Consider the following 21,917-nt stretch of genomic DNA (forward strand, 5'->3'; position numbering starts at 1 on the left):
TCTCCTGAAAGGTTCCACTTAGGAACATAACTACATAACTGAACTCGCTGGAATTTAGCAACGCCACGAGGTTTCAGCAAGCGAGGTCTCCCTCGGTACGCGCCAACCCTGAGCGCGACTCACACGGGGGAAATTTTTTAATTCACAGATCACTGATATAGAGATGCGCTCCTCGCCCTCGGGCAGACTGGCAGCACACCGCATGAATCAAGGGCTTGTGCGATTGCTGCACCGCCACAATCGCCTGATGACACGACAAGCTGACGACAGCTTCGCGACAACTTGTCGCACATCAAGTCACGCAGATGGGAATGGTTCGCAAGCCAGCCGCCGCGCGACTTGTTGTTAGTGCATCAAAACCTTGATACCCGACCAAATCACTCGGCCGTGGTCGATAGAATCTCGCAAGCTCTCCCGCCTCGCCGTGACCACAACGCCCCCCACTACCGACGCAAACAAGCTGGCAGACGGCTGGCCTTACTGGTCCATCCTGGTCGTCGACGACGAACCGGGCATGCGCAACTTCCTGGTCAAGACCCTGGCACCGCGCTGCCAGACCGTGATGGAAGCCGGCAGTGCGGAAGAAGGCGCCGAGCTGCTGCGCGGCAACCATGTCGACCTGATCATCCTGGACATCGCCCTGCCCGGCATGAACGGCGTGGCCTGGCTCAAGGAACTGCGCGAACACGGCTACACCGGCCAGGTGATCCTGATCACGGCCTTCGCCGACCTGGACACCGCCATCGAGGCGCTGCGTGCCGGCGCCTCGGACTTCATCCTCAAGCCCTTTCGCGTGCCGCAGATCCTCAACGCGGTACGCCGTTGTTATGAGAGCGCCCGGCTGGCGCGCGAAAACTTCGTGCTGCGCCATGCGCTCTCGCGCAGCCAGTTCGCCGACAACGGCCTGGTCGGCCATACGCCGCAGATGACCGAGCTCTCCGCCTCGGTGCGCCGCATCGCCACGGTCAACAGCACCGTGCTGCTGCAGGGCGAATCGGGCACGGGCAAGGAGCTGGTGGCGCGCGCCCTGCATGCACTCAGCCCACGGGCGCAAGGGCCGTTCGTTCCGGTGAATTGCGCCTCGGTCTCGCCCGAACACATGGAGAGCGAACTCTTCGGCCATGCCAAGGGCGCGTTTTCTGGCGCCACGCGCGCGCGCGACGGCCTGTTCTATTACGCGCAGGGCGGCACGCTCTTCCTCGACGAGGTGGCCGAACTTCCGCTGCCGCTGCAGGCCACACTGCTGCGCGCACTGGAAGACCTCAAGATCCGCCCGGTCGGCAGCCAGCAACTGGTGACGATGAACGTGCGCATCATCGCGGCCACCAACCGCTCGCTGCAGCAGGCCGTGGCCGAAGGACGCTTTCGTAAGGACCTTTACTACCGCTTGCAGGTGGTGGAACTGGCGCTGCCGCCCCTGCGCGAGCACAAGGACGACATCCCCGACCTGGTCCAGCACTTCATCGCCCGGCTCGCCCCCGTGCTGGGCGCCGCGCCGCTGCAGATCACGCCGGCCGAGATGGACTACCTGATGCAGTACGACTGGCCCGGCAATGTGCGCGAGTTGCGCAACCTGATCGAACGTTCGCTGATCCTGGGCACGCTCAATGTCTCGGCGCTCTACACCATGGGCCAGCGCGCCACAAAGGCGCCCGCCGACAGCGGCGCCGAGCGCGGCGTGACCGACCTGCACACCCTGGAGCAGCAGCATATCCGCGCGGTGCTCGATTCGGTGCACGGTGACAAGACGCAGGCCGCGCAGCTGCTGGGCATCTCGCGCCGCACACTGGAGCGGCGCTGCGCCGAATGGGCCCTGTCGTGAGACTCCTCGCCAGCCTGCCGGCCGCGCTGGCGCCACGCTGGCTCACGCACTCCATCCGCAACAAGCTGCTGGCCATGGCGCTGCTGCCGCTGCTGGTGGTGCTGCCCCTGCTGGTCGGTGCGCTGCTCATCTGGGGCAATGCCGCCTACGACCGGCTGCTGATCACCAAGGTGCGCAGCGACCTGGCCGTGGCGCGCGGCTACTTTGAGCAGGTGCTCTCCGAGGTGGGCTCCGGCACCCACGCGGTGGCGGCCTCGTACGCGCTCTACCAACCGCTGCAGCGGCGCAACCTGCCGGCCGTACAGGCCCTGCTGGCACGCGAGAGCCAGCGCCTGGGCTTCGACTTCATCAACCTCTACCAGCTCGACGGCCGGCTCATCACGGCCGACTGGCTGCCCTCGGCCGTTCCGTCCACGGAGATCCGCGCGCCAGCGCATGGGGCGGGGGCCATCCAGGCCCGCGTCAGCACCGACCAGGCCAGCCTGGCGCGGCTGGAGCCGGCCGAACTGCTGGCGCTGGCCCCGCACCTGGCGCCGCGCATCCACATCCCGCTGATCCCGACACGCAGCGCCATTCCCACCACACGCAGCGTGGAAGACCGCGCCCTGGTGATGCTGGCCACCACGCCCGTGCGCGGTGCCGACGGCACCATCGTGGCGCTGTTGCGCGGAGGCGTGCTGCTGAACCAGAACCTGCCCTTCATCGACCACATCAACCGCATCGTCTACCCCGAGGGCTCCCTGCCCTTCGGCAGCCACGGCACGGCCACGCTGTTCATGGACGACGTGCGCATCACCACCAATGTGCGACTGTTCCAGGACGAGCGTGCCATCGGCACGCGCGTTTCGCAGGCCGTGCGCGAGGCTGTGCTCACGCATGGCGAAACCTGGCTGGACCGGGCGTTTGTGGTCAACGACTGGTACGTCTCGGCCTACGAGCCGCTGCTGGACGCCGCAGGCGAGCGCACGGGCATGCTCTACGTGGGCTACCTGGAAGAGCCCTTCCGCTACGTGAAGTACGGCATGCTGGCACTCATCGTCGGTATCTTCGGGGTGGTGATGGTGCTGGCCGCGCTGTTTTCGCTGCGCTGGGCGCGCAGCATCTTTCGTCCGCTGGAACAGATGAACCAGACCATGCAGCGCGTGGAGGACGGCGACACCGGCGCACGCGTGGGCCTGGTCACCGCGCGCGACGAGATCGGCGCACTCGCCGGCCACCTGGACCAGCTGCTGGACGTGATCGACGAGAAGACCCGCGCCCTGCAGCGCTGGGCCGAGGAGCTCGACGCCAAAGTGGTCGAGCGCACGCACGAGCTGGCGCAGAGCAATGCCTCGCTGCAGCAGGCGCAGCAGCAGCTGGTCAAGTCGGAGAAGCTGGCTGCCATCGGCCAGCTCACGGCCAGCGTGGCGCACGAGATCAACAACCCCATCGCCGTGATCCAGGGCAACCTGGACCTGATGCGCGAGACCCTGGGCGCGCAGGCCACCCCGGTCCGTGCTGAACTCACCCTGCTGGACCAGCAAGTCGAGCGCATGCGCCTGATCGTCACCCAGCTGCTGCAGTATGCGCGCCCCACCGAATACGCGGGTTACGTGGAAGCGGTGGACGTAAACCAGACACTGGAAAACTCCCTGGTGTTGGTGGCCCACCTTCTGGCACGCACGCGCATCGAGGTGGAGCGTGACCTGTTGGCCACGGCGCGCGCCGGCGTGAACCGCCAGGAACTGCAGCAGGTGGTGATCAACCTGATGATCAACGCCATCCAGGCCATGCCCGAGGGCGGGCGCCTGCGCCTGCGTACGCGTAACCGGGCGGACGGCAAGAACGGGGTGCTGCTGGAGATCAGCGACAGTGGAGCGGGCTTGACCGACCGCGTCAAGGAACGGCTGTTCCGCCCCTTCTTCACCACCAAGAACGATGGCAACGGCCTGGGCCTGTGGATCAGCGTGGGCCTGGTGGAACGCTACGGCGGCGGCATCGAGGGTCTGAACCGGCGTGAACTCGGTGAAGACACCACAGGTGCCACCTTCCGCGTCTGGCTGCTCACCGAGCCGCTGGCGCCGCAAGACGCCTCGTCGGGGCCGATGGAAGCACGCCGGGCCTGAAAGAAGCTGAGGCGTCGCCTCAGGTGAGCATGTCGAAGCCCTGCATCTCCACGCTCAGGAAGGCCCGGGTGAAACCGGCCAGCGCCGCGTAGAAACGCGCCGAGGGGTTGCCCTCGATCGCATCGCACATGGGGTTGACCCAGGGCTGCAGGTGGGCAGCGAAAAACTCGCGCTGCTTGGTCAGGTTGGCCACGGCCACGTCGTCGCCAGCGATCAGGTAGCGCATGACCTCACAGAGGTAGGCGATGTGGTCCTCGGTCTCGGGCATGGTCTCGTCACGCGCCAGGCCCAGGGCGGCCAAGTCATCGCGCAGCTTGGCCAGGGGCTTCTCGTTGAGGAAGCCGCTCAGGTAGTGCGAGCCGAAGAGGTAGACCTCAGGCTTGCCGACGCCGCCGAACAGTGCGTTGTATTCCCTCGTGACGGTCGGCAGGTCCAGATCGCGGGCCGCACTCACCAGGCCGCGCCAGGGCTCCTCCAGGAAACCGCCCTCGGCAGGCGCTTCGGTGGCGGCCACCCGCAACTGCTCCAGCAGCTCGGCACCGGGCGGCGCGTAGTAGAGCGCGGCCAGCAGGCCATAGACCTCGGCACGTGCGGTCTCTTCGTCAAGCGTGCCGCCCTGGGCCAGCAGGGCATCGTTGGATGATGATGGATTGCTCATGGTCGGCTCAAAGGTCGGTGATCCTGGATTCGTTCGGGTTGCTGTAGATGTCGATCACGCGGCAGTCGCCGCACATCTTCAGCCGCTCCAGGGCCTCGCCCTGGAACATGGCGTGGCCAGCCAGCTTGCCCAGCATGGCTTCGATGGCCTTGAGCGTGCCGAAAGGCTTGCCGCAGCGCACGCAGGCGTAGGGCTGCATCTCGTTGAGCACCACGGCTTCCTTGCGCTGCGGCGTCAGGCGCAGCTGCGGAATCAGCGACAGCGCCTTTTCAGGGCAGGTCTTGACGCACAGGCCGCACTGCACGCAGTTCTTCTCGATGAACTTGAGCTGCGGCGCGTTCGGGTTGTCCTGCAGCGCGCTGGCCGGGCAGGCGTTCACGCAGCTCAGGCACATCGTGCAGCTGTCCTTGTTGATGGCCAGCGCGCCCAGCGGCGAGCCCTGCGCGGGCAAGGCGATCAGCTCGGGTCTGGGTTCGACCAGCGGCGCGTGCGTCAGCAGATGGTCAAGCGCCAGTTCCAGCGTGGCGCGCTTGTCGGCCTGCACCGCAAAACCGGCAGGCTTGGCCACGCCCTGCCCGGCCGGTCGTTGCAGATCGGCGTCCAGCGCGGCCAGGTCGCGCGCATCGCGCGCGTGCAGGATGCGGAAGTGTTCGCCCTTGTAGCCCAGGCCGGTGAGGATGGCCTGCGCCACGTCCATCTGGGCGCGCACGGCCTCCAGATACTGCGGTGCTTCCTCGCCCGTCATCAGCACCCAGACATTGCTGGCCCCATAGGCCACGGCCGAGAGCCAGACATCCAGGCCCAGCGAGGCCGTGTGCCAGACCGCCACCGGCAGCACACGCGCCGGCACGCCCCGCATGTCCGGGTCCACGCGCGCGGCGCGGCCCAGGTCGCCGATCATCTTTGTGCCGCCCTGCTGGCTGTGCAGCAGCAGCGCGGGCTGCTTGCCGCCGGCACGCAGATAGGTGGAGAGCAGGGTCTTGAACTTGACGCCCTGCTCACCCGCACGCGGATAGGCAAAGGTCAGCGCGCCGCTGGGGCAGACCGTGGTGCAGGCACCGCAACCCACGCAGAGGTTGGGGCTGACCTTGATCTGCTGGTGCTCGTAGTCCGAGCTGATGGCCGCGGCCGAGCAGACGTCGATGCAGGCACTGCAGCCCACTTTCTCGTTGCGGCTGTGCGCGCAGAGCTTCTGCTTGTAGACGAAGAACTTGGGTTTCTCGAACTCGCCCACCAGACCGCGCAATTCGATGAGCGTGCGCTGGTTCTGGCCGTCCCACTGGAAATAACCCTGGGGCTTGGCGTGCTGGGTGAAGGCCGGCGTACTGCGCAGGTCCAGCACCAGGTCGTAGGTCTCGCTGTCGGATTGCGGCTCGCGGGTGAAGTCGATGGCCCCGGCTACGCCGCAAACCTTCACGCAGGACCGGTGCGATTTGCACAGGTCGCTATCAATTTGATAGTCGAAGCCGATCGCACTTTCCGGGCAGGCATCGATGCAGGCGTTACAGCGCGTGCACAGGTCCAGGTCGATGGGGTTGTTGCGTTGCCACTTGAATTCGAAGGCGCCCAGCCAGCCGGTGAGCGCCTCGACCCTGCCGGCCATCACAGGGTAACGGCGCTCCTGCAGACCGCCGTCCGTCCCGGGGCCGGTGCTGAAGATGCTGACGTCCAGGGTGTCGGCCAGCAACTCGGCCGCGCGCTCCGCAGCGTCCAGCGCGCCGATGATGAGCAGGCGCCCGGCGCTCTTGTAGGTGACGGTGGGCACGGGCTCGGGATCGGGCTGGCGCGCGGCGGCCAGCAGCGCGGCCATTTTCGGCATGGCTTTCGCTGCGTCCTTGCTCCAGCCCCCGGTCTCGCGGATGTTGACAAAGCGGATCGGCACCGCCTTGGCGCCCTCGGTCTGCCCGGCGATCTCGCCGAAGAGACGGGCTTCCTGCGTGCAGGCCACCACCACGTCCTCGCCCTGGCCCAGCGCCTGCTGGAAGGCGCCGGCTTCGCGCCGGCACAGCGTGCTGTGCAGCGTCAGGTTCTCATTGAGGACCGCGCCCAGACCCTTGGGGTCCAGCGGCATGGTCTTGTTGCAGTCGCAAATCAGGGTCGACATGGTCTTGATCGTTCAGGTGGGCCGTGGCGGCAGGAGACGGCAAACCGGTGTTTGCTGCCACCGTGGGTGGATTATCAGTTTGCGCAGCAGGCGCCGGGCTAGGGGTCAGCCCTGCCCCGGGCTTTTTGTCTTTCTCTTCCTCGTCATCAAAGAGGTTCAGGAATTTCGCGCTGGCCATCTGGCGCAGCATGGATTGCGGCAGCGGGTCGGGAATGGAGTAGTCGTCGATGTAGACGTCCATGCGGTCCATCACATTGAAGTGCGGATCGGTGAACAGCTGCTTCATGGCCGCGTTCCTGACCTCGGGGTCCACATCGGTGGCAACAAAACGCCTGAAGTCGGACTGCGGCGTCAGCGCCCGTGCATCCTGCAGCGTGGGTGGCGGTGGTGGCGGCTCGACCACGGGCGCGGCCTGCGGTGCAGCGGCCACGGATTCACTGCGCGCAGTCACCTGCGGGGCCGACGTTGCGACGGGTGCGGCCGGCTCTGCGATGGGCTTGCCCTCGCGCACCGCCTGCTTGCGTTGCGCCCAGCGGCCCAGGAAGCCGTCAGCCATGCTCGCCCCCGCCGAACTTCTTCTCCGTGCTCACCGAGGCCGGGTTGCCGAAGCGGTCGGTCAGCGGCTTGAAGCTGTCAGGCCGCTTGCGCTTCTTGGGTTCGATCTTGTAGTGCTCGTCGGCAAAGGCCTGGAACCAGGCGACCACCTCGGGCGGCGCCGGCACCTGCTCCACCGTCTCCTGCGCGTCGAGCCAGCGGCCGGCGTCGTGGTAACTCACCGATACGGCGGCGGGGCGGGGGATCGGTTCGTCGGACAGCGTGGCTTCTTCGTCCATGCGCCAGAGCACGAACCAGCAGGGCGCCGGCGTGGTGGCGTTGAGGTAGTAGCCCTCGGCGTCGTCGCGGAAGAGTTCCACCGTGAAGTTCGGGTGCAGCCACTGCTCACCGTTCTCATCCTGGCGCAGCCGGCGCGGTTCGGTGCCGAAAGCGGGCTCGTGCATCACCACATCGGCCAGTTCCCAGCGCCAGGTCTGCCAGCGGCTCATAGCGCCGGCGACGCGCACCTTGCGCATGATGACGGCGACTTGAAGAGTAGGCTGTTTCGTGTTCATGACAGCCGCCACTGTAGCGGATAGGAAAGACCCTGCATAAGAGTCCGTTGCGACAATTTGTCGCGACTCGTTTCCTGTCTTCAGACGGCCGTGCGCTGGCCAGCCAGGCGCGGCCCTTCGACGTATTGCGCCAGCATCTCCAGGTCGCGCGGCATCACCCCCTGTGCCCTGAAGAAGTCCCGCCAGCCGTCCACCACGCGGCAGAGTTCGCGCACGACAGTCACGGCCGCATCGAGCCCCAGGCCGAAGGACCTGCATTCCGACAAGGCATTGTCCAGCGTGGATTCGGTGCCACTGCGCCCCACGCGCAGCTGCTGATAGCCCAGGCCCTGGGCCGAGGGCACGATGTCGTAGGCCTCGGACAGTTCGTAGTGCCCGTCTTCACCACGAAGCAGGGCGTGGTTCTTCTCGTGGTCGTCGGTGTTGTCGATCAGGATGTTGAACACCATGCGGCGAAACAGCTCTTCCTGCTGGATCTTGATCTGCTCGGCGCGTCCCAGACGGCGCAGCAGCTGGGAAAGTTCCGGGTAGCCCAGGTCTTCGCCAGCGGCACGCAGCGCCACGTGGGCCGAGATGACGTGCCGGCGCCGGCTATCCCCCCTGTCAAAACGGCGCACCGCCACCGCATGCCCACCGGCCACCGGCAAGGCACGCGTCTCGGCAACGCGTATGCCGCAGCGCTGCGCCAGCCGCATGGCCGCATGTTCGATCAACGGCGTATCCATCTCTGCACTGTCGGCAAACTTGACGACCCACTGCTGGTCATCCATCTGCATCAGCGATTTGGGCCGCATGCCGCCGAACGATGCGCCCGGGCGGAGCAGCCGCGCCTGCGCCTCGGGCACCTTGTCGCCGGCCAGCACGCGCCGCACGGCCTCGTGCATCTGCTCCAGCCCCGCGAAGACCGGCACGCCCCCCCGCTCGCGCGGGCGATAGGCCTGCATATCGAGCGAGACACCCAGGGCGCCCGCGCGATCATCCCCCGCGAAATAAAGATATTCCAGCAGGGAGAGGCGGGCCGGCCTGTCGATCAGGCGGATGACACGCTCACCCCAACGGTCAGGACGCGCATCGTCCACGGCGCCCGCCGCCATGTCGCGCTGCGGCGGCAGAAAGAGGCCGGTCTGCAGGGGCAGGTCTTCACTCAGGGCAAAACCACCTGAGCCGCGGGCCTGCCACTCGGGCGCGTACTGCAAACCCACCTTGCGCGCGCTGTCGGCGAGCAAAAGCATACCCACCAGCCTGGGCGCGGCCGGTTCGCCCAGCCACCAGAGGCTCATGCGGTCCTGCGGCTGGTAATCAGCGCTCATGGTCTTCTCCTGCCTGGGCCTTGCGGGACAAACGCCGGCCCTTGATGGCCTGGATGTCCAGCTCCAGCGCGCCCAGGTCATACCGTGGCGCGGCGATGTCGGCCAAGGCCTGGTGCTGCCCCATGAGCCAGAGCGCCGTGGCATACACCCCCATGCCCACCGCCGGGTCACCCTTCTCCATGCGCGACAGCGTGGGCACGGATACCCCCATGCGGCTGGCACGCGCACGCAGCGATTCGCTACGGCGCTGGCGCGCCAGCGCCAGGTTTTCGCCCAGGACCTGTAGCGCACGTAGCACGGAGGCTGGCAGCTGTTCGACGGCAGTTGATGGCTTAGGCATAACACAAGATTAACAAATAAAGACTTTTTGTGCAATTTTGTGTATACATAAATAAAACAAGGGGAGCCGGTCACCCGGCTCCCCTGTTCAATTCAGCCTCTCGGGAGAGGGCGCGGGCTTCAGGCGGTTCAGCCCAGCATGGCCTCCGCCGCACCAAAGCCCTGCGTGACCGCCGGTGTACCGCCGCGGCGGATGGCCACCGCGCAGTACTTGAACTCCGGAATCTTGGCGACCGGATCAAACGCGGCGTTGGTGATCAGGTTGGCCGCCGCCTCGTAGTAGGCGAAGGGGATGAACACGGCGCCGCGCGGCGTGCCGTCGTCACGGCGCAGGTGGATGGCCACCTGGCCGCGGCGCGAGGCCACGGTCACCACGTCACCGGGCGCCAGGCCCAGTTCGCTCATGTCGTCACCGCACATGGAGGCGGTGGCGATGGGCTCGATGGCATCGAGCACACCCGAACGGCGCGTCATGCTGCCGGTGTGCCAGTGTTCGAGCTGGCGGCCGGTGATGAGCACGAAGGGGAACTCGGCATCGGGGCGCTCGTTGGCCGGGATGATGTCGGCCGGCACCAGCTTGACCTTGCCGTCGGCCGTGGGGAAGTCCTCGATGAAGACGGTGGGCTGGCCCGGGTCTTCCGCGCTCAGGCAGGGATAGGTCACGCTGGATTCCTTCTCCAGGCGCTCCCAGGTGATGCCCGAGATGACGGCGTGCATGGCCTGGCGCATTTCCTCGTAGACGGCTGCGACACCGGCGTGTTCACCAGCATAAAAGGCCCCCACGTTTGCCGCTGCGCGTGCTGCACTGCCCCCCGAGGGGGCTGCGTTGCCTTGGGGCTGCCCGGCGTCAACGCCGTTCCAGTTCACGCCCATGCGATACGCAATTTCCTGGATGATCCAGAGATCCGGCCTGGCCTCGCCCGGGGGCGTGACGGCCTGCTTGCCCATCTGCACCATGCGGTCGGTGTTGCTAACGGTGCCGGTCTTCTCGGGCCAGGCGGTGGCGGGCAGGATCACGTCGGCCAGCCAGGCGGTCTCGGTCATGAAGATGTCCTGTACCACCAGGTGCTTGAGCTCGGCCAGCGCGTGACGCGCGTGGTTCAGGTCCGGGTCGCTCATGGCGGGGTTCTCACCCTCCACGTACATGCCGTGGATCTTGTGCGGATCGCTGTCGTCGGCCAAGGCCTTGTGCATGATCTCCACGACGGTGTATCCGGGGCGGTCGTCGAGCTTGGTGTTCCAGAACTTCTCGAACCACTGGTGCACGTCCTTGTTGTCCACGCGCTGGTAGTTCGGGAACATCATGGGGATCAGGCCGGCATCGCTGGCGCCCTGCACGTTGTTCTGGCCGCGCAGCGGGTGCAGGCCGGACCCGGGCTTGCCGATCTGACCGGTCACCGCACACAGCGCGATCAGGCAACGGGCGTTGTCGGTGCCGTGCACGTGCTGGCTCACGCCCATGCCCCACAGGATCATCGAGGCCTTGGAAGTGGCGAACTCGCGCGCCACTTCGCGCAGCTTCTGCGCAGGAATGCCGCAGATAGGCTCCATGGCTTCGGGGCTGTAGCCCTTGACGTTGGTCTTGAGGGCCTCGAAGTTGCTGGCGCGCTTCTTCACGAAGTCCTTGTCCACCAGGCCCTCTTCGATCACCGTGTAGATCATGGCATTGAGCATGGCCACGTCGGTGTCGGGCTTGAACTGCAGGGTGCGCCAGGCGTGTTTGCCGATGTCGGTGATGCGCGGGTCGGCCAGCACGATCTTGGCGCCGGCCTTGGCGGCGTTCTTCATCCAGGTGGCGGCCACCGGGTGGTTGGCCGTGGGGTTGGAGCCGATCACGAAGATGAGACCGGAGTGTTCCACGTCATTGACCTGGTTGGACACCGCGCCCGAGCCCACACCTTCGAGCAGGGCGGCCACGCTGGAGGCGTGGCACAGGCGGGTGCAATGGTCCACGTTGTTGCTGCCGAAACCGGTGCGCACCAGCTTCTGGAAGAGATAGGCCTCCTCGTTGCTGCCCTTGGCTGAGCCGAAACCCGCCAGGGCCTTGAGGCCATACCTGTCGCGCAGGGCCTTGAGGCCGCCACCGGCCAGGTCCAGCGCCTCGTCCCACGTGGCTTCGCGGAACATGGTACCGATGATGGATGGATCCTCGCTCATCTGGCGGTTCAGTTCGTCGATGGCCTCCGGGTCCTTGGGCACACCGGCCTTGCGGACCAGCGGCTTGGTCAGGCGCTGCGGGTTGTGCGCGTAGTCGAAACCGAAGCGGCCCTTGACGCACAGGCGGTTGTGGTTGGCCGGACCGTCGCGTCCGTCCACGCTGATGATCTTGTTGTCCTTGACGTTGTAGGTGATCAGGCAACCCACACCGCAGAAGGGGCAGACCGAGTCGACCTTCTTGTCGACCTGCTGCGAACCGACACGGCTCTTGGGCATGAGGGCGCCCGTGGGGCAGGCCTGCACGCACTCGCCGCAGGCTACACAGGTGCTGTCGCCCATGGAATCACCCAGATCGAACACGATCTCGCTGTGGCTGCCACGCATGGCGTAGCCGATCACATCGTTGACCTGTTCTTCACGGCAGGCGCGCACACAGCGGTTGCACTGGATACAGGCATCCAGGTTCACGGCCATGGCCGGGTGCGAGATGTCGGCTTTGGGCTGCTCGCGGCGCAGGGCCTTCAGAGCGGGGCGTACCGTCACGCCCACCTGGTCGGCCCACTGCGACAGCTCGCCGTGCTGCAGTGCCTCGTCCTTTTCGTCCCACTTGTAGCCGGTGTCGGGCATGTCGGACAGCAGCATCTCCAGCACCATCTTCTGGCTCTTGACGGCGCGTTCGCTCTTGCTCTGCACCTCCATGCCGGCGGTGGCGCTGCGGCAGCAGCTGGGCGCCAGGGTGCGTTCGCCCTTGACTTCCACCACGCAGGCACGGCAGTTACCGTCGGCGCGCATGCCTTCCTTGTAGCAAAGGTGCGGGATCTCCATGCCCATGCGCTTGGCCACGGTCAGGATGGTTTCACCGGCGTAGGCCTGGGCCTTTTTGCCGTCGAGCGTGAACTCGACGATCTGCGGGGTGACTTCGTTGAGCTTGGCGGGTGCGTTCATGCTTGGGCTCCCAGTTCTTGCGGGAAGTATTTCTGGACACAGCGGATCGGGTTGGGCGCGGCCTGACCCAGGCCGCAGATGGAGGCGTCGGCCATGACCTGGCACAGGTCTTCCAGCGTCTCGTTGTCCCAGGTCTTGGCTTCCATGAGCTTGACGGCCTTGGCCGTGCCCACGCGGCACGGTGTGCACTGGCCGCAGCTCTCGTCGGCGAAGAAACGCATCATGTTCACGGCGGCTTCGCGCGCCGTGTCGTGCTGGCTCAGCACGATGACGGCGGCCGAGCCGATGAAGCAGCCATAGGGCTGCAGGGTGTCGAAGTCCAGCGGGATGTCGCCCATGCTGGCCGGCAGGATGCCGCCCGAGGCGCCACCCGGCAGGTAGGCATAGAGCTCATGGCCATCCTGCATGCCGCCGCAGTACTGGTCGATCAGTTCGCGGATGGTGATGCCGGCCGGCGCCAGCTTGACGCCCGGGTGCTTGACCCGGCCGCTGACGCTGAAAGAGCGCAGGCCCTTGCGCCCGTTGGCGCCGAAGCCGGAGAACCAGCTCGCGCCCTTCTCCACGATGTCACGCACCCAGTAGAGGGTCTCGAAGTTGTGCTCCAGCGTGGGACGGCCGAAGAGGCCGACCTGGGCGATGTAGGGCGGGCGCATGCGGGGTTCGCCGCGCTTGCCCTCGATGCTCTCGATCATGGCGGACTCTTCGCCGCAGATGTAGGCGCCGGCACCGCGGCGCAGCTCGATCAGAGGCAGCGCGCAAGGCGGGTTGGCCTGCAGCTTGGCGAGCTCTGCTTCGAGCAGGGCACGTGCACCGTGGTATTCGTCACGCAGATAGATGTAGCAGGCGCCCACGCCCACGGCATAGGCGGCCACCAGCAGGCCTTCGAGGAAGCGATGCGGATCACGTTCGAGGTAGGTGCGGTCCTTGAAGGTGCCGGGCTCGCCCTCGTCGATGTTCACGGCCATCACGCGCGGTGCGGGCTGGTCGCGCACGATGCGCCACTTGCGGCCGGCCGGGAAACCGGCGCCACCCAGACCACGCAGGCCCGAGTCTTCCATGGCTTTGATGACGGGCTCGACCTCGCGCTTGCCGTTCAGCAAGTCCGCGATCATCTGGTAGCCGCCCTTGGCCTTGTAGGCGTCGAAACCCACGTAGTCGGGCGAGACCTGCTGCTGGCTGGGCACGGGCGACACCGACTTGAGCGCCAGTGCCGCCGGCTCGAAGCTGGCCTTGCCATTGGACTTGGGGTGCGTGCTGGCTGCGGCCTTGACGGCCTTGGCCACGCTCTCGGGGGTAGCGTGCAGCACGGGGTTCTGGTGCACCACGGCCACGGGCGCCTGCTCGCAGCGGCCCACGCAGGGCGCAGGGATCACGCGCACCTTGGACGGGTCCGAGCCCAGGGCGGTCTGCAGCTTGGCCATCAGGCTCTGGGCGCCGCCCATCTCACAGCTCAGGCCGTCGCAGACACGCACGGTGAGGCCCGGCGCCTGCGCATCGCCCTTGACCACCTCGAAGTGGTGGTAGAAGGTGGCCACCTCATAGACCTCGGCCATGGGGATGTTCATCTCCTTGGCCAGCGCCACCAGGTGGCGGTCGTGCAGGCAGCGGTAGGCGTCGTTGAGCTTGTGCAGGTGCTCGATCAGCAGGTCGCGGCGGTGGCCGTTGGCCGGTTTGGCGCCGATCAGGGTGATGACTTCAGCCAGCGACTTGTCGTCGGCCTGGCGGCCCTTGAGCTTGCTCTTGCGGCGGATGCGTTCACGCAGGTCGTCGACGGTGGCGACGGCCACAGCCTGGACTTCGCCTTTGCGGCCTGGATGGTTCATGGGAAGGTCCCTCGGTTCATAACTATGGGCGCAGTGTCCGCCCGGCTCCCGCCCCGGTCAAATTGCATAGAGACATGTTGTCATTCAAAAATTAAATGACGCAATGCAGCAAATGGCTTTGAAAGTGATCAAAACCGCCCTCAGGCGGCTTCAGGCGTGCAAAAGGCCGCTGTGCGCGGCGGCATGGCGCAGCCACGCCGCATCCTGCGCCAGGGTCAGGGCCGCCTCCAGGGGGCGGGAATGCCGCTCGGCCGTCTGGAACATGAATCCGATGGGAGTACGCACTTCGGGACTGTTCAAGGGCCGGGCCTCCAGTTCGCGGTAGGCGCGCACTGCGCCCACCAGCGCGCCAGGCATCACGCACGAAACAGCCCCGCCCACCGCACTGAGTGCCAGCGTCAACAGGGAATTGGTTTCCAGCACAGGCTGGACTTTGACGCCCACCTTGGCGAAGGCGCCGTCCACGATGTGGCGGTTGTACATCTCCGACGTCATCAGGCACAGGGGCAGCGCGGCTGCCTCTTGCCAGGAAAGGGGCGCGCCGAAATGCATGCCCTGTGCGTCCGGCTCCGGCGGCTGCGCCGCCTTGCGCACCAGGAAATAGTGCTCGGTGTATTGCGGCACCGTCTGCAGCTTGCCGACGCCGGGGCGCACGCGCTCGATGAAGCCCAGCCCCATGTCCAGCGTGAGCTGCTCCAGCCCCTCCTCGATTTCCTGCGAACTCATGGAACGCACCACGGGCTTGATGCCGGGATGGCGCACCTGCAGCATGGCGGCAAAGCGCGCAGCTACCGGCTCGGCCGAAGGGACAACGCCGACGGACAGGCGTCCCTGCGGCTGGCCGCTGACACTGCTCAAGTCCTGCTTGAGCAGTTCCTCCTCACGCAGCATGCGACGCGCACTGTCCAGCAGGCGGTCGCCCTCCGGCGTGAAACCGACGAAAGTGCGGCCGCGCTTGACGATGGACGAACCGAACTCCTCCTCCAGCGCGCGGATGGCGTTGGACAGCGCCGGCTGCGTGACGAAGCAGGCCTGGGCGGCACGGGCGAAGTGCTTGTGCTCGTCGAGGGCGACGAGGTAACGCATGGAGACCAGGAGGTTCATGGTTTTTTCTATTCTTTTGTCAGAGGCGTTTCAATAAGCGTAACTCTTTTTCTCTCCCCACTCTCCCCCCGCCCCTAGCACGCGCGGTCGCGCGTGCGGGGCATATACCCCCGTATGGGGCACGCAACGGCAACGCCGTTGCTCAGTGCCCCCCGCCGGGGGCAGAGAGGGGCGCCTGGATTTGGTGGTTGGTGTCTTGGATACGCTTCTATGGAGCGAGGCGTCGCCGCCGTGGCTGGTGGGCCAGGATTGCTGGCCTGCGGTCGTAGTAAAGGGTAGGGCCTGTGCTTGCCAACGACAGCGGCCGCGGCGCGGCCTGCTGTGGGAGAGACAGGAGAAGTGCCAGACGTTTATGCAGCCTGTCTCGTTGCTGGCCGGCGCAGCCGCCAGCGGTGGCGTACCGGTCGGTGCGAGTTCTCTATGACCGTGAGCGCACCAATCGGGGAAGGAAGAAGCAGTGGTGCCCTCACGCTCCGTAGTAGCGTAGCCGGCGCAAAGAAGCCAAATCAAGGCTCCCCTCTCTGCCCCCGGCGGGGGGCAGAGAGGGGCGGGGGGGGTGAGTGGGGGGTTGTTAAAAGCCCCGCCAGGGAAACGCTGTAAGAGGAAAGGCTCAACAGGCCGCAGCAAAAAAGGCGATCAAACCGTTCAGGTTTCCTTCGAGATCTTGATGCTCGGAAACTTGTTCGAAAAGTCCTTGTTCTTGGCCGCAATGGACACCGCCACCTGTCGCGCCACGGCCTTGTAGATGCCGGCCACCTCGCCGTCCGGGTCGGCCACCACGGTGGGCTTGCCGTTGTCGGCCTGCACGCGGATCTGCATATTCAGCGGCAAGGCGCCCAGGTAGTCCATGCCGTACTCGGACGCCATATTCTTGCCGCCGTCGACACCAAAGATGTGCTCGATATGGCCGCAGTTGCTGCAGACGTGCACCGCCATGTTCTCCACGATGCCCAGGATGGGCACGCCCACCTTCTCGAACATCTTGATGCCCTTCTTGGCGTCCAGCAGTGCGATGTCCTGCGGTGTGGTGACGATGACCGCGCCGGTCATCGGCACGCGCTGGCTCAGCGTGAGCTGGATGTCGCCGGTGCCCGGGGGCATGTCGACGATCAGGTAGTCCAGGTCCTTCCAGTTGGTCTGGCGCAGCAGTTGCTCCAGGGCCTGGGTGGCCATGGGGCCGCGCCAGATCATGGCTTCGTCCTGGGCGACGAGGAAACCGATGGACATGACCTGCACGCCGTAGTTCTCCAGCGGCTCCATGGTCTTGCCGTCGTCGCTCTCGGGGCGGCCGTCGATGCCCATCATCATGGGCTGGCTGGGGCCATAGATGTCGGCATCCAGGATGCCCACGCTGGCGCCCTCGGCGGCCAGCGCCAACGCCAGGTTGACGGCCGTGGTGCTCTTGCCCACGCCGCCCTTGCCCGAAGCCACGGCCACGATGTTCTTGACCTTGGGCAGCAGGGCCACGCCGCGCTGCACGGCGTGCGCGACGATCTTCACATTGAGGTTGACCGAAACGTTGTTGACGCCCGCCACGCCCTTGGCCGCGGCGATCAGCGCCTTGCGGAAACCGGGGATCTGGCTCTTGGCCGGGTAACCCAGCTCGATGTCGAAGGCAACGTCGCCGTCCTGGACAGTCAGGTTCTTGACGGCCTTGCTGGAAACGAAATCCTTGCCCGTGTTCGGGTCCACCACCACCTTGAGGGCGTCCAGCAACGCCTGTTCTGTCACTGCCATTCGAATACTCCTGAAGAGGGCGTAGTCTAGCCTTGGCGGACATAACCCCGCCGAAGCGGGCAAATTGCACACCCCGGGATTTCCCGCAGCAGCCCTCGCCTCCTGGCCGCTGACACGCCCCGCATAATGGCCCCATGGTCAGCGATGCCCCCGACGACAAGAGCCCGCCGCGCATCGGCCTGCTGCTGACCGGCGGCGGCGCGCGCGCCGCCTACCAGGTGGGTGTGCTGCAGGCCCTGGCCGAACTGCGCCGCACCCGGGTTCCCGGTGCTCCGTCCGCCAGCCCCTTTTCCATCATCACCGGCACCTCGGCCGGCGCCATCAACGCGGCCTCGCTGGCCTGCGGCGCCGACGACTTCGACCAGGCCGTGCAGCGCATCGTCTCGGTCTGGGAGAACTTCGAGGCCAGCCAGGTCTACGAGGCCGACCTGCTGAGCGTGCTGCGCAGCGGCGCGCGATGGATGAGCCTGCTCTCCCTGGGCTGGCTGATCGCGCGCTGGCGCCGCATCAAGCCGCGCTCGCTGCTGGACAACAGTCCGCTGGAAGAACTGCTGCGCACCATGGTGCCGCTGGAACGCCTGCCCGGCCTGATCGCGCAGGGCCACCTGCAGGCGCTGGCGGTCACGGCATCGAGCTACAGCTCGGGCCACCACGTCACCTTCTTCGAGGGCTGCGAAGCGTTGCAGCCCTGGGTGCGCTCGCAGCGCCTGGCCGTGCGCGACCGCATCACGCACGAGCACCTGCTGGCCTCCTCGGCCATCCCCTTCGTCTTCCCGGCCAAGGCCCTGCCCATCAACGGCGGCACCGAATACTTCGGCGACGGCTCCATGCGCCAGACCGCACCGGTGGCACCCGCCATCCACCTGGGGTCCGAGCGCATCCTGGTGGTGGGCGCCGGCCGCATGAGCGAGCCGCGCGACACCCTCACGCGCGCGGCGCCGTCCACCTACCCATCGCTGGCGCAGATCGCCGGCCACGCCATGTCCAGCATCTTCCTGGACGCGCTGGCGGTGGATATCGAACGCATCCGGCGCATCAACCAGACCCTCAACCTGATCCCGCGCGAGGCCCGCCAGGCCAGCGCCTTGAAGCCCGTGGAGCTGCTGGTGATCTCGCCTTCCGAGCGGCTGGACCAGATCGCCGCCCGGCATGCCGACGCGCTGCCGCACGCCGTGCGCAGCCTGCTGGGCGGGCTGGGGGTGTCCTCGAAGAAGGCCGACATCAAAGGCGGCGCCCTCACCAGCTACCTGCTGTTCGAAGCCGCCTACACACGTGAACTCATGGCCCTGGGCCACGCCGACACCCTGCGCCAGGAAGACGAGGTCTGCCGTTTCTTCGGCTGGGAACTGGTGCCGGCCGAGACCCGTGTGGAACGCCGGCGCGACCCGCTGCGCGTCTAGCCCAGGCCGTGCCCGGCCCGGGCGACTAAAATTACGGGTTCCCTCCGGAAAACCCCCATGACCCGCAAGCTCTTCGTCACCACTGCCCTGCCCTACGCCAACGGCAACTTCCACATCGGCCACATCATGGAGTACATCCAGGCCGATATCTGGGTGCGGATGCAGCGCATGCTGGGGCACGAGGTGAACTTCGTCGGGGCCGACGACACGCACGGCGCGCCCATCATGATTGCCGCCGAAAAGGCCGGCAAGACACCGCAAGCTTTCGTGGCCGACATCGCCGCCGGCCGCAAGCCCTACCTGGATGGTTTCCACATCGCCTTCGACAACTGGAGCTCGACCGACAGCCCGGAGAACCACCAGCTGGCGCAGCAGATCTACCTGGACCTCAAGGCCAATGGCCTGATCGCCAGCCAGGTGGTCGAGCAGTTCTTCGATCCCGAGAAGGCCATGTTCCTGCCGGACCGTTTCATCAAGGGCGAGTGCCCCAAGTGCGGCGCGAAAGACCAGTATGGCGACAACTGCGAGGTCTGCGGCGCCGTCTACGCGCCCACCGACCTGAAGAACCCCTATTCGGCCCTGTCGGGCGCCAAGCCGGTGCTCAAAAGCTCCGAGCACTTCTTCTTCAAGCTGTCCGATCCGCGCTGCGTGGCCTTCCTCGAGGAGTGGACGCAGGACGGCCGCTTGCAGCCCGAAGTCGCCAACAAGGTGCGCGAATGGTTCACCGTGCGTACCAACCCGGACGGCAGCAAGAGCGAAGGCCTGGGCGACTGGGACATCTCGCGCGACGCGCCCTACTTCGGCATCGAGATCCCCGGCGCGCCGGGCAAGTACTTCTATGTCTGGCTGGACGCGCCCGTGGGCTACCTCGCCTCGCTCAAGAACCTGCTGGACAAACGCGGTCAGGACTACGAGGCCTATATGGCCGACCCGCAGCTGGAGCAGGTCCATTTCATCGGCAAGGACATCGTCACCTTCCACACCCTGTTCTGGCCCGCCATGCTGAAGTTCAGCGGCCGCAAGACACCGGACAAGGTCTTTGTGCACGGTTTCCTGACCGTGAACAACGGCGAGAAGATGAGCAAGAGCCGCGGTACCGGACTGGACCCGCTCAAGTACCTCGCGCTGGGCATGAACCCCGAGTGGCTGCGTTATTACCTGGCCGCCAAGCTCAGCGGGCGCAACGAAGACATCGACTTCAACGCCGACGACTTCATGGCGCGCGCCAACAGCGACCTGGTCGGCAAGTACATCAACATCGCCTCGCGCGCGGCCGGTTTCCTGAGCAAACGCTTCGGCGGCAAGTTGGGTAGCGACATCTCGGGTGACGGGGACGCCCTGCTGCAGCACCTGCGCGATGGCGCGACCAACCTGGCCGAGCTGTATGCCGAGCGCGAGTACGGCAAGGCCCTGCGCGAGATCATGCTGCTGGCCGACCGCGTCAACGCCTATGTCGACCAGAACAAACCGTGGGAGCTGGCCAAGCAGGAAGGCATGGACGGCCACCTGCACGATGTCTGCACCGTCTGCATCGAAGCCTTCCGCCTGCTCACCATCTACCTCAAGCCGGTGCTGCCGGCGCTGGCCACCCAGGTCGAGACCTTCCTCCAGGTCCAGCCCCTGATGTGGAGCGACGCGTCGCGCACGCTGGGCGGCGGCCACGTCATCGGCGAGTACAAGCACCTGATGCAGCGCGTGGACATCAAGCAGCTGGAAGCGCTGTTTGAAGCCCCGGCTGCGCCCGAGCCCGAGAAAGCGTTGCCCGGCGGGGAAGAGCTCGCACCGACGATCAGCATCGACGACTTCGCCAAGATCGACCTGCGCATCGCGAAGATCGTGAACTGCGAGCCCGTCGAAGGCTCCACCAAGCTGCTGCGCCTGACGCTGGACGCGGGTGAAGGTAAGACCCGCAATGTCTTCAGCGGCATTGCATCTGCCTACAAGCCCGCAGACCTGGTGGGCAAGCTCACGGTGATGGTCGCCAACCTGGCCCCGCGCAAGATGAAGTTTGGCGTGTCGGAGGGCATGGTGCTCGCCGCCAGCCACGCCGACGAGAAGGCCGAACCCGGCATCTATGTGCTCAACCCCTGGCCGGGCGCGCAGCCGGGCATGCGGGTGCGTTGAGACGCTGCGTTTGCTGAACTGGTAGTGACGGGACAGCTATCTCCGGCGCCGCCAGGTGATGCAGTTCACGGTGAAACGCCAGCCTCAAAGGTCGCGACATGGCAACGCCCCCGTCAATTAGGTGGCGTTAGATCGCTGATCTCAAGCCGCCAAATCCAACATAGCGACACGGTTTTAGGGGTTAATACCGAGTTAATAAGTGTCGATGTATATACAATAAGTCGTCTATGAAGAACTTGGTTGTTTCCGCTGCCATCCAGGAGAAGCTCAAAACGCGGCATTCCGTTGAGCTCGCTGAAGTTCGGCAGTGTTTTCTGAATAGGAACGGGAAACTTCTTCAAGACGACAGGGCACTAACCAAGACCAACCCACCCACACTCTGGTTTATAGCTAAGACGAACAAAGATCGTTTGCTTAAGATTGTGTATATACTGAAAAATAGGGTTGTCTACTTGAAGACCGCTTATGAACCGAACGCTGTTGAACTGGCGATTTACCAGAAGCACGGCGGATCGATTTAATGCTACTGATGCCCTCAAGGAGAAAGTTATGACTATGAAAAAAATCAAAGACACAGAAGGCGCTTGGGAAAGTCGCGAACTGGGTGCAGAAGAAGCGTTTGTCTCAGTTGCCGATGAGTCGCATGAACTCGCGTTGGAAGAGGCGCTTGAGCTTCAGGCCATCTCCATTCGCCTGCCAAAAGAACTGATTAAACAGTACAAGTTGATTGCCGGGTTTCATGGGGTTGGCTATCAGCCGCTGATGCGTGATGTCCTGCATCGTTTTGTCAAAGGCGCATTGAAAGAGATCCTGGAGCAGCAGATCGAAGCGGAAAAAGCAAAACCCCAAAGGGAGCCACTTATCCCGATGCCAAAGGCAGCCTGACAAGCAGCTCCTCCGCCCAAAAACAGCCCGCCATGCGCGGGCTTTTTCTTTGGCTCAAGTGCAGGGATGGTGAGGTTTTTGGCGGTCAAACCGGAGAGGTCTTACGCTTCGACGCCCAGGCGCACCGAGGTCGGGCCTTGCCATTTTCCATACGTCTGTCGCATCCACCAGGGCCTAGCCCTCCTTCTGATAATCAAAGCAAAACTTGCGAAGAAACCGTAGCGAGCAGCCCTCAGGCAAGGCGGACGGAGCACAGGAACCGGAACGTACTTGGGTACGTGAGGATTCCGAGCAC

At 65.5% G+C, this 21,917-nt stretch carries 15 protein-coding genes and 1 other RNA gene; 5 read left to right on the plus strand and 11 right to left on the minus strand.

Annotated elements, in window-relative coordinates; genetic code table 11:
• Positions 1-424 precede the first annotated feature (424 nt).
• Together AC1RRP_RS13540 and AC1RRP_RS13545 are read left to right on the plus strand one after the other, a co-directional pair.
• Entirely contained in the window at positions 425-1,822 is a 1,398-nt protein-coding gene (locus AC1RRP_RS13540; RefSeq protein ID WP_493036962.1) for a sigma-54-dependent transcriptional regulator, read from the plus strand.
• The gene (locus tag AC1RRP_RS13545) at positions 1,819-3,927 is read left to right on the plus strand and encodes a sensor histidine kinase (protein WP_493036964.1); all 2,109 of its coding nucleotides are present in this window, start codon (positions 1,819-1,821) and stop codon (positions 3,925-3,927) included. The genes AC1RRP_RS13540 and AC1RRP_RS13545 overlap by 4 nt, the downstream gene beginning before the upstream one ends.
• Before the next feature lie 19 nt (positions 3,928-3,946).
• Here the strand turns inward: AC1RRP_RS13545 and AC1RRP_RS13550 are convergent, their stop codons facing one another.
• From AC1RRP_RS13550 to apbC, 10 genes are all read right to left on the minus strand, one after another.
• Positions 3,947-4,585 carry a TorD/DmsD family molecular chaperone gene (locus AC1RRP_RS13550; protein WP_493036966.1) on the minus strand — a complete coding sequence of 213 codons (639 nt, stop codon included), beginning with the start codon at positions 4,583-4,585 and terminating at the stop codon, positions 3,947-3,949.
• Positions 4,586-4,592: 7 nt separating this feature from the next.
• Positions 4,593-6,689, minus strand: coding sequence for a 4Fe-4S binding protein (locus tag AC1RRP_RS13555; RefSeq protein ID WP_493036968.1), 2,097 nt, complete (start codon positions 6,687-6,689; stop codon positions 4,593-4,595).
• Positions 6,616-7,245 (minus strand): DUF3306 domain-containing protein, encoded by a 630-nt coding sequence (locus AC1RRP_RS13560; protein WP_493036970.1) that lies wholly within the window; start codon positions 7,243-7,245, stop codon positions 6,616-6,618. The genes AC1RRP_RS13555 and AC1RRP_RS13560 overlap by 74 nt, the downstream gene beginning before the upstream one ends.
• Positions 7,238-7,798: a DUF3305 domain-containing protein gene (locus AC1RRP_RS13565; RefSeq protein ID WP_493036972.1), complete on the minus strand. Its 561-nt coding sequence runs from the start codon at positions 7,796-7,798 to the stop codon at positions 7,238-7,240. The genes AC1RRP_RS13560 and AC1RRP_RS13565 overlap by 8 nt, the downstream gene beginning before the upstream one ends.
• 80 nt (positions 7,799-7,878) lie before the next feature.
• Positions 7,879-9,108, minus strand: coding sequence for a type II toxin-antitoxin system HipA family toxin (locus AC1RRP_RS13570; RefSeq protein ID WP_493036974.1), 1,230 nt, complete (start codon positions 9,106-9,108; stop codon positions 7,879-7,881).
• Positions 9,098-9,448: an XRE family transcriptional regulator gene (locus AC1RRP_RS13575; protein WP_493036976.1), complete on the minus strand. Its 351-nt coding sequence runs from the start codon at positions 9,446-9,448 to the stop codon at positions 9,098-9,100. The genes AC1RRP_RS13570 and AC1RRP_RS13575 overlap by 11 nt, the downstream gene beginning before the upstream one ends.
• Before the next feature lie 128 nt (positions 9,449-9,576).
• A complete protein-coding gene (locus tag AC1RRP_RS13580) occupies positions 9,577-12,549 on the minus strand; it encodes a molybdopterin-dependent oxidoreductase (protein ID WP_493036978.1) in 2,973 nt (990 codons plus the stop codon).
• The gene (locus AC1RRP_RS13585) at positions 12,546-14,372 is read right to left on the minus strand and encodes an NAD(P)H-dependent oxidoreductase subunit E (RefSeq protein ID WP_493036980.1); all 1,827 of its coding nucleotides are present in this window, start codon (positions 14,370-14,372) and stop codon (positions 12,546-12,548) included. Before AC1RRP_RS13585 ends, AC1RRP_RS13580 begins: the two co-directional genes overlap by 4 nt.
• A gap of 150 nt (positions 14,373-14,522) precedes the next feature.
• Entirely contained in the window at positions 14,523-15,476 is a 954-nt protein-coding gene (locus tag AC1RRP_RS13590; RefSeq protein WP_493036982.1) for a LysR family transcriptional regulator, read from the minus strand.
• A gap of 645 nt (positions 15,477-16,121) precedes the next feature.
• On the minus strand, positions 16,122-17,213 hold the full coding sequence (apbC, locus tag AC1RRP_RS13595) for an iron-sulfur cluster carrier protein ApbC (protein WP_493036984.1): 1,092 nt from the start codon (positions 17,211-17,213) through the stop codon (positions 16,122-16,124).
• Positions 17,214-17,347: 134 nt separating this feature from the next.
• Between apbC and AC1RRP_RS13600 the strand changes: the two genes are divergently transcribed.
• The 3 genes from AC1RRP_RS13600 to AC1RRP_RS13610 all read left to right on the plus strand — a co-directional run bounded on the left by AC1RRP_RS13600 (position 17,348) and on the right by AC1RRP_RS13610 (position 21,622).
• Entirely contained in the window at positions 17,348-18,613 is a 1,266-nt protein-coding gene (locus tag AC1RRP_RS13600; protein WP_493036986.1) for a patatin-like phospholipase family protein, read from the plus strand.
• A gap of 57 nt (positions 18,614-18,670) precedes the next feature.
• Complete coding sequence (gene metG, locus AC1RRP_RS13605; protein WP_493036988.1) at positions 18,671-20,737, plus strand: methionine--tRNA ligase; 2,067 nt, start codon at positions 18,671-18,673, stop codon at positions 20,735-20,737.
• 465 nt (positions 20,738-21,202) lie between these two features.
• A complete protein-coding gene (locus tag AC1RRP_RS13610) occupies positions 21,203-21,622 on the plus strand; it encodes a hypothetical protein (RefSeq protein ID WP_493036990.1) in 420 nt (139 codons plus the stop codon).
• Positions 21,623-21,828: 206 nt separating this feature from the next.
• Here AC1RRP_RS13610 and AC1RRP_RS13615 read toward each other — a convergent pair.
• A non-coding RNA gene (locus AC1RRP_RS13615) (sX9 sRNA) lies at positions 21,829-21,902 on the minus strand.
• Positions 21,903-21,917: the final 15 nt, after the last annotated feature.

It is taken from the genome of Hylemonella sp. GW821-FHT12C09 (assembly GCF_058807395.1).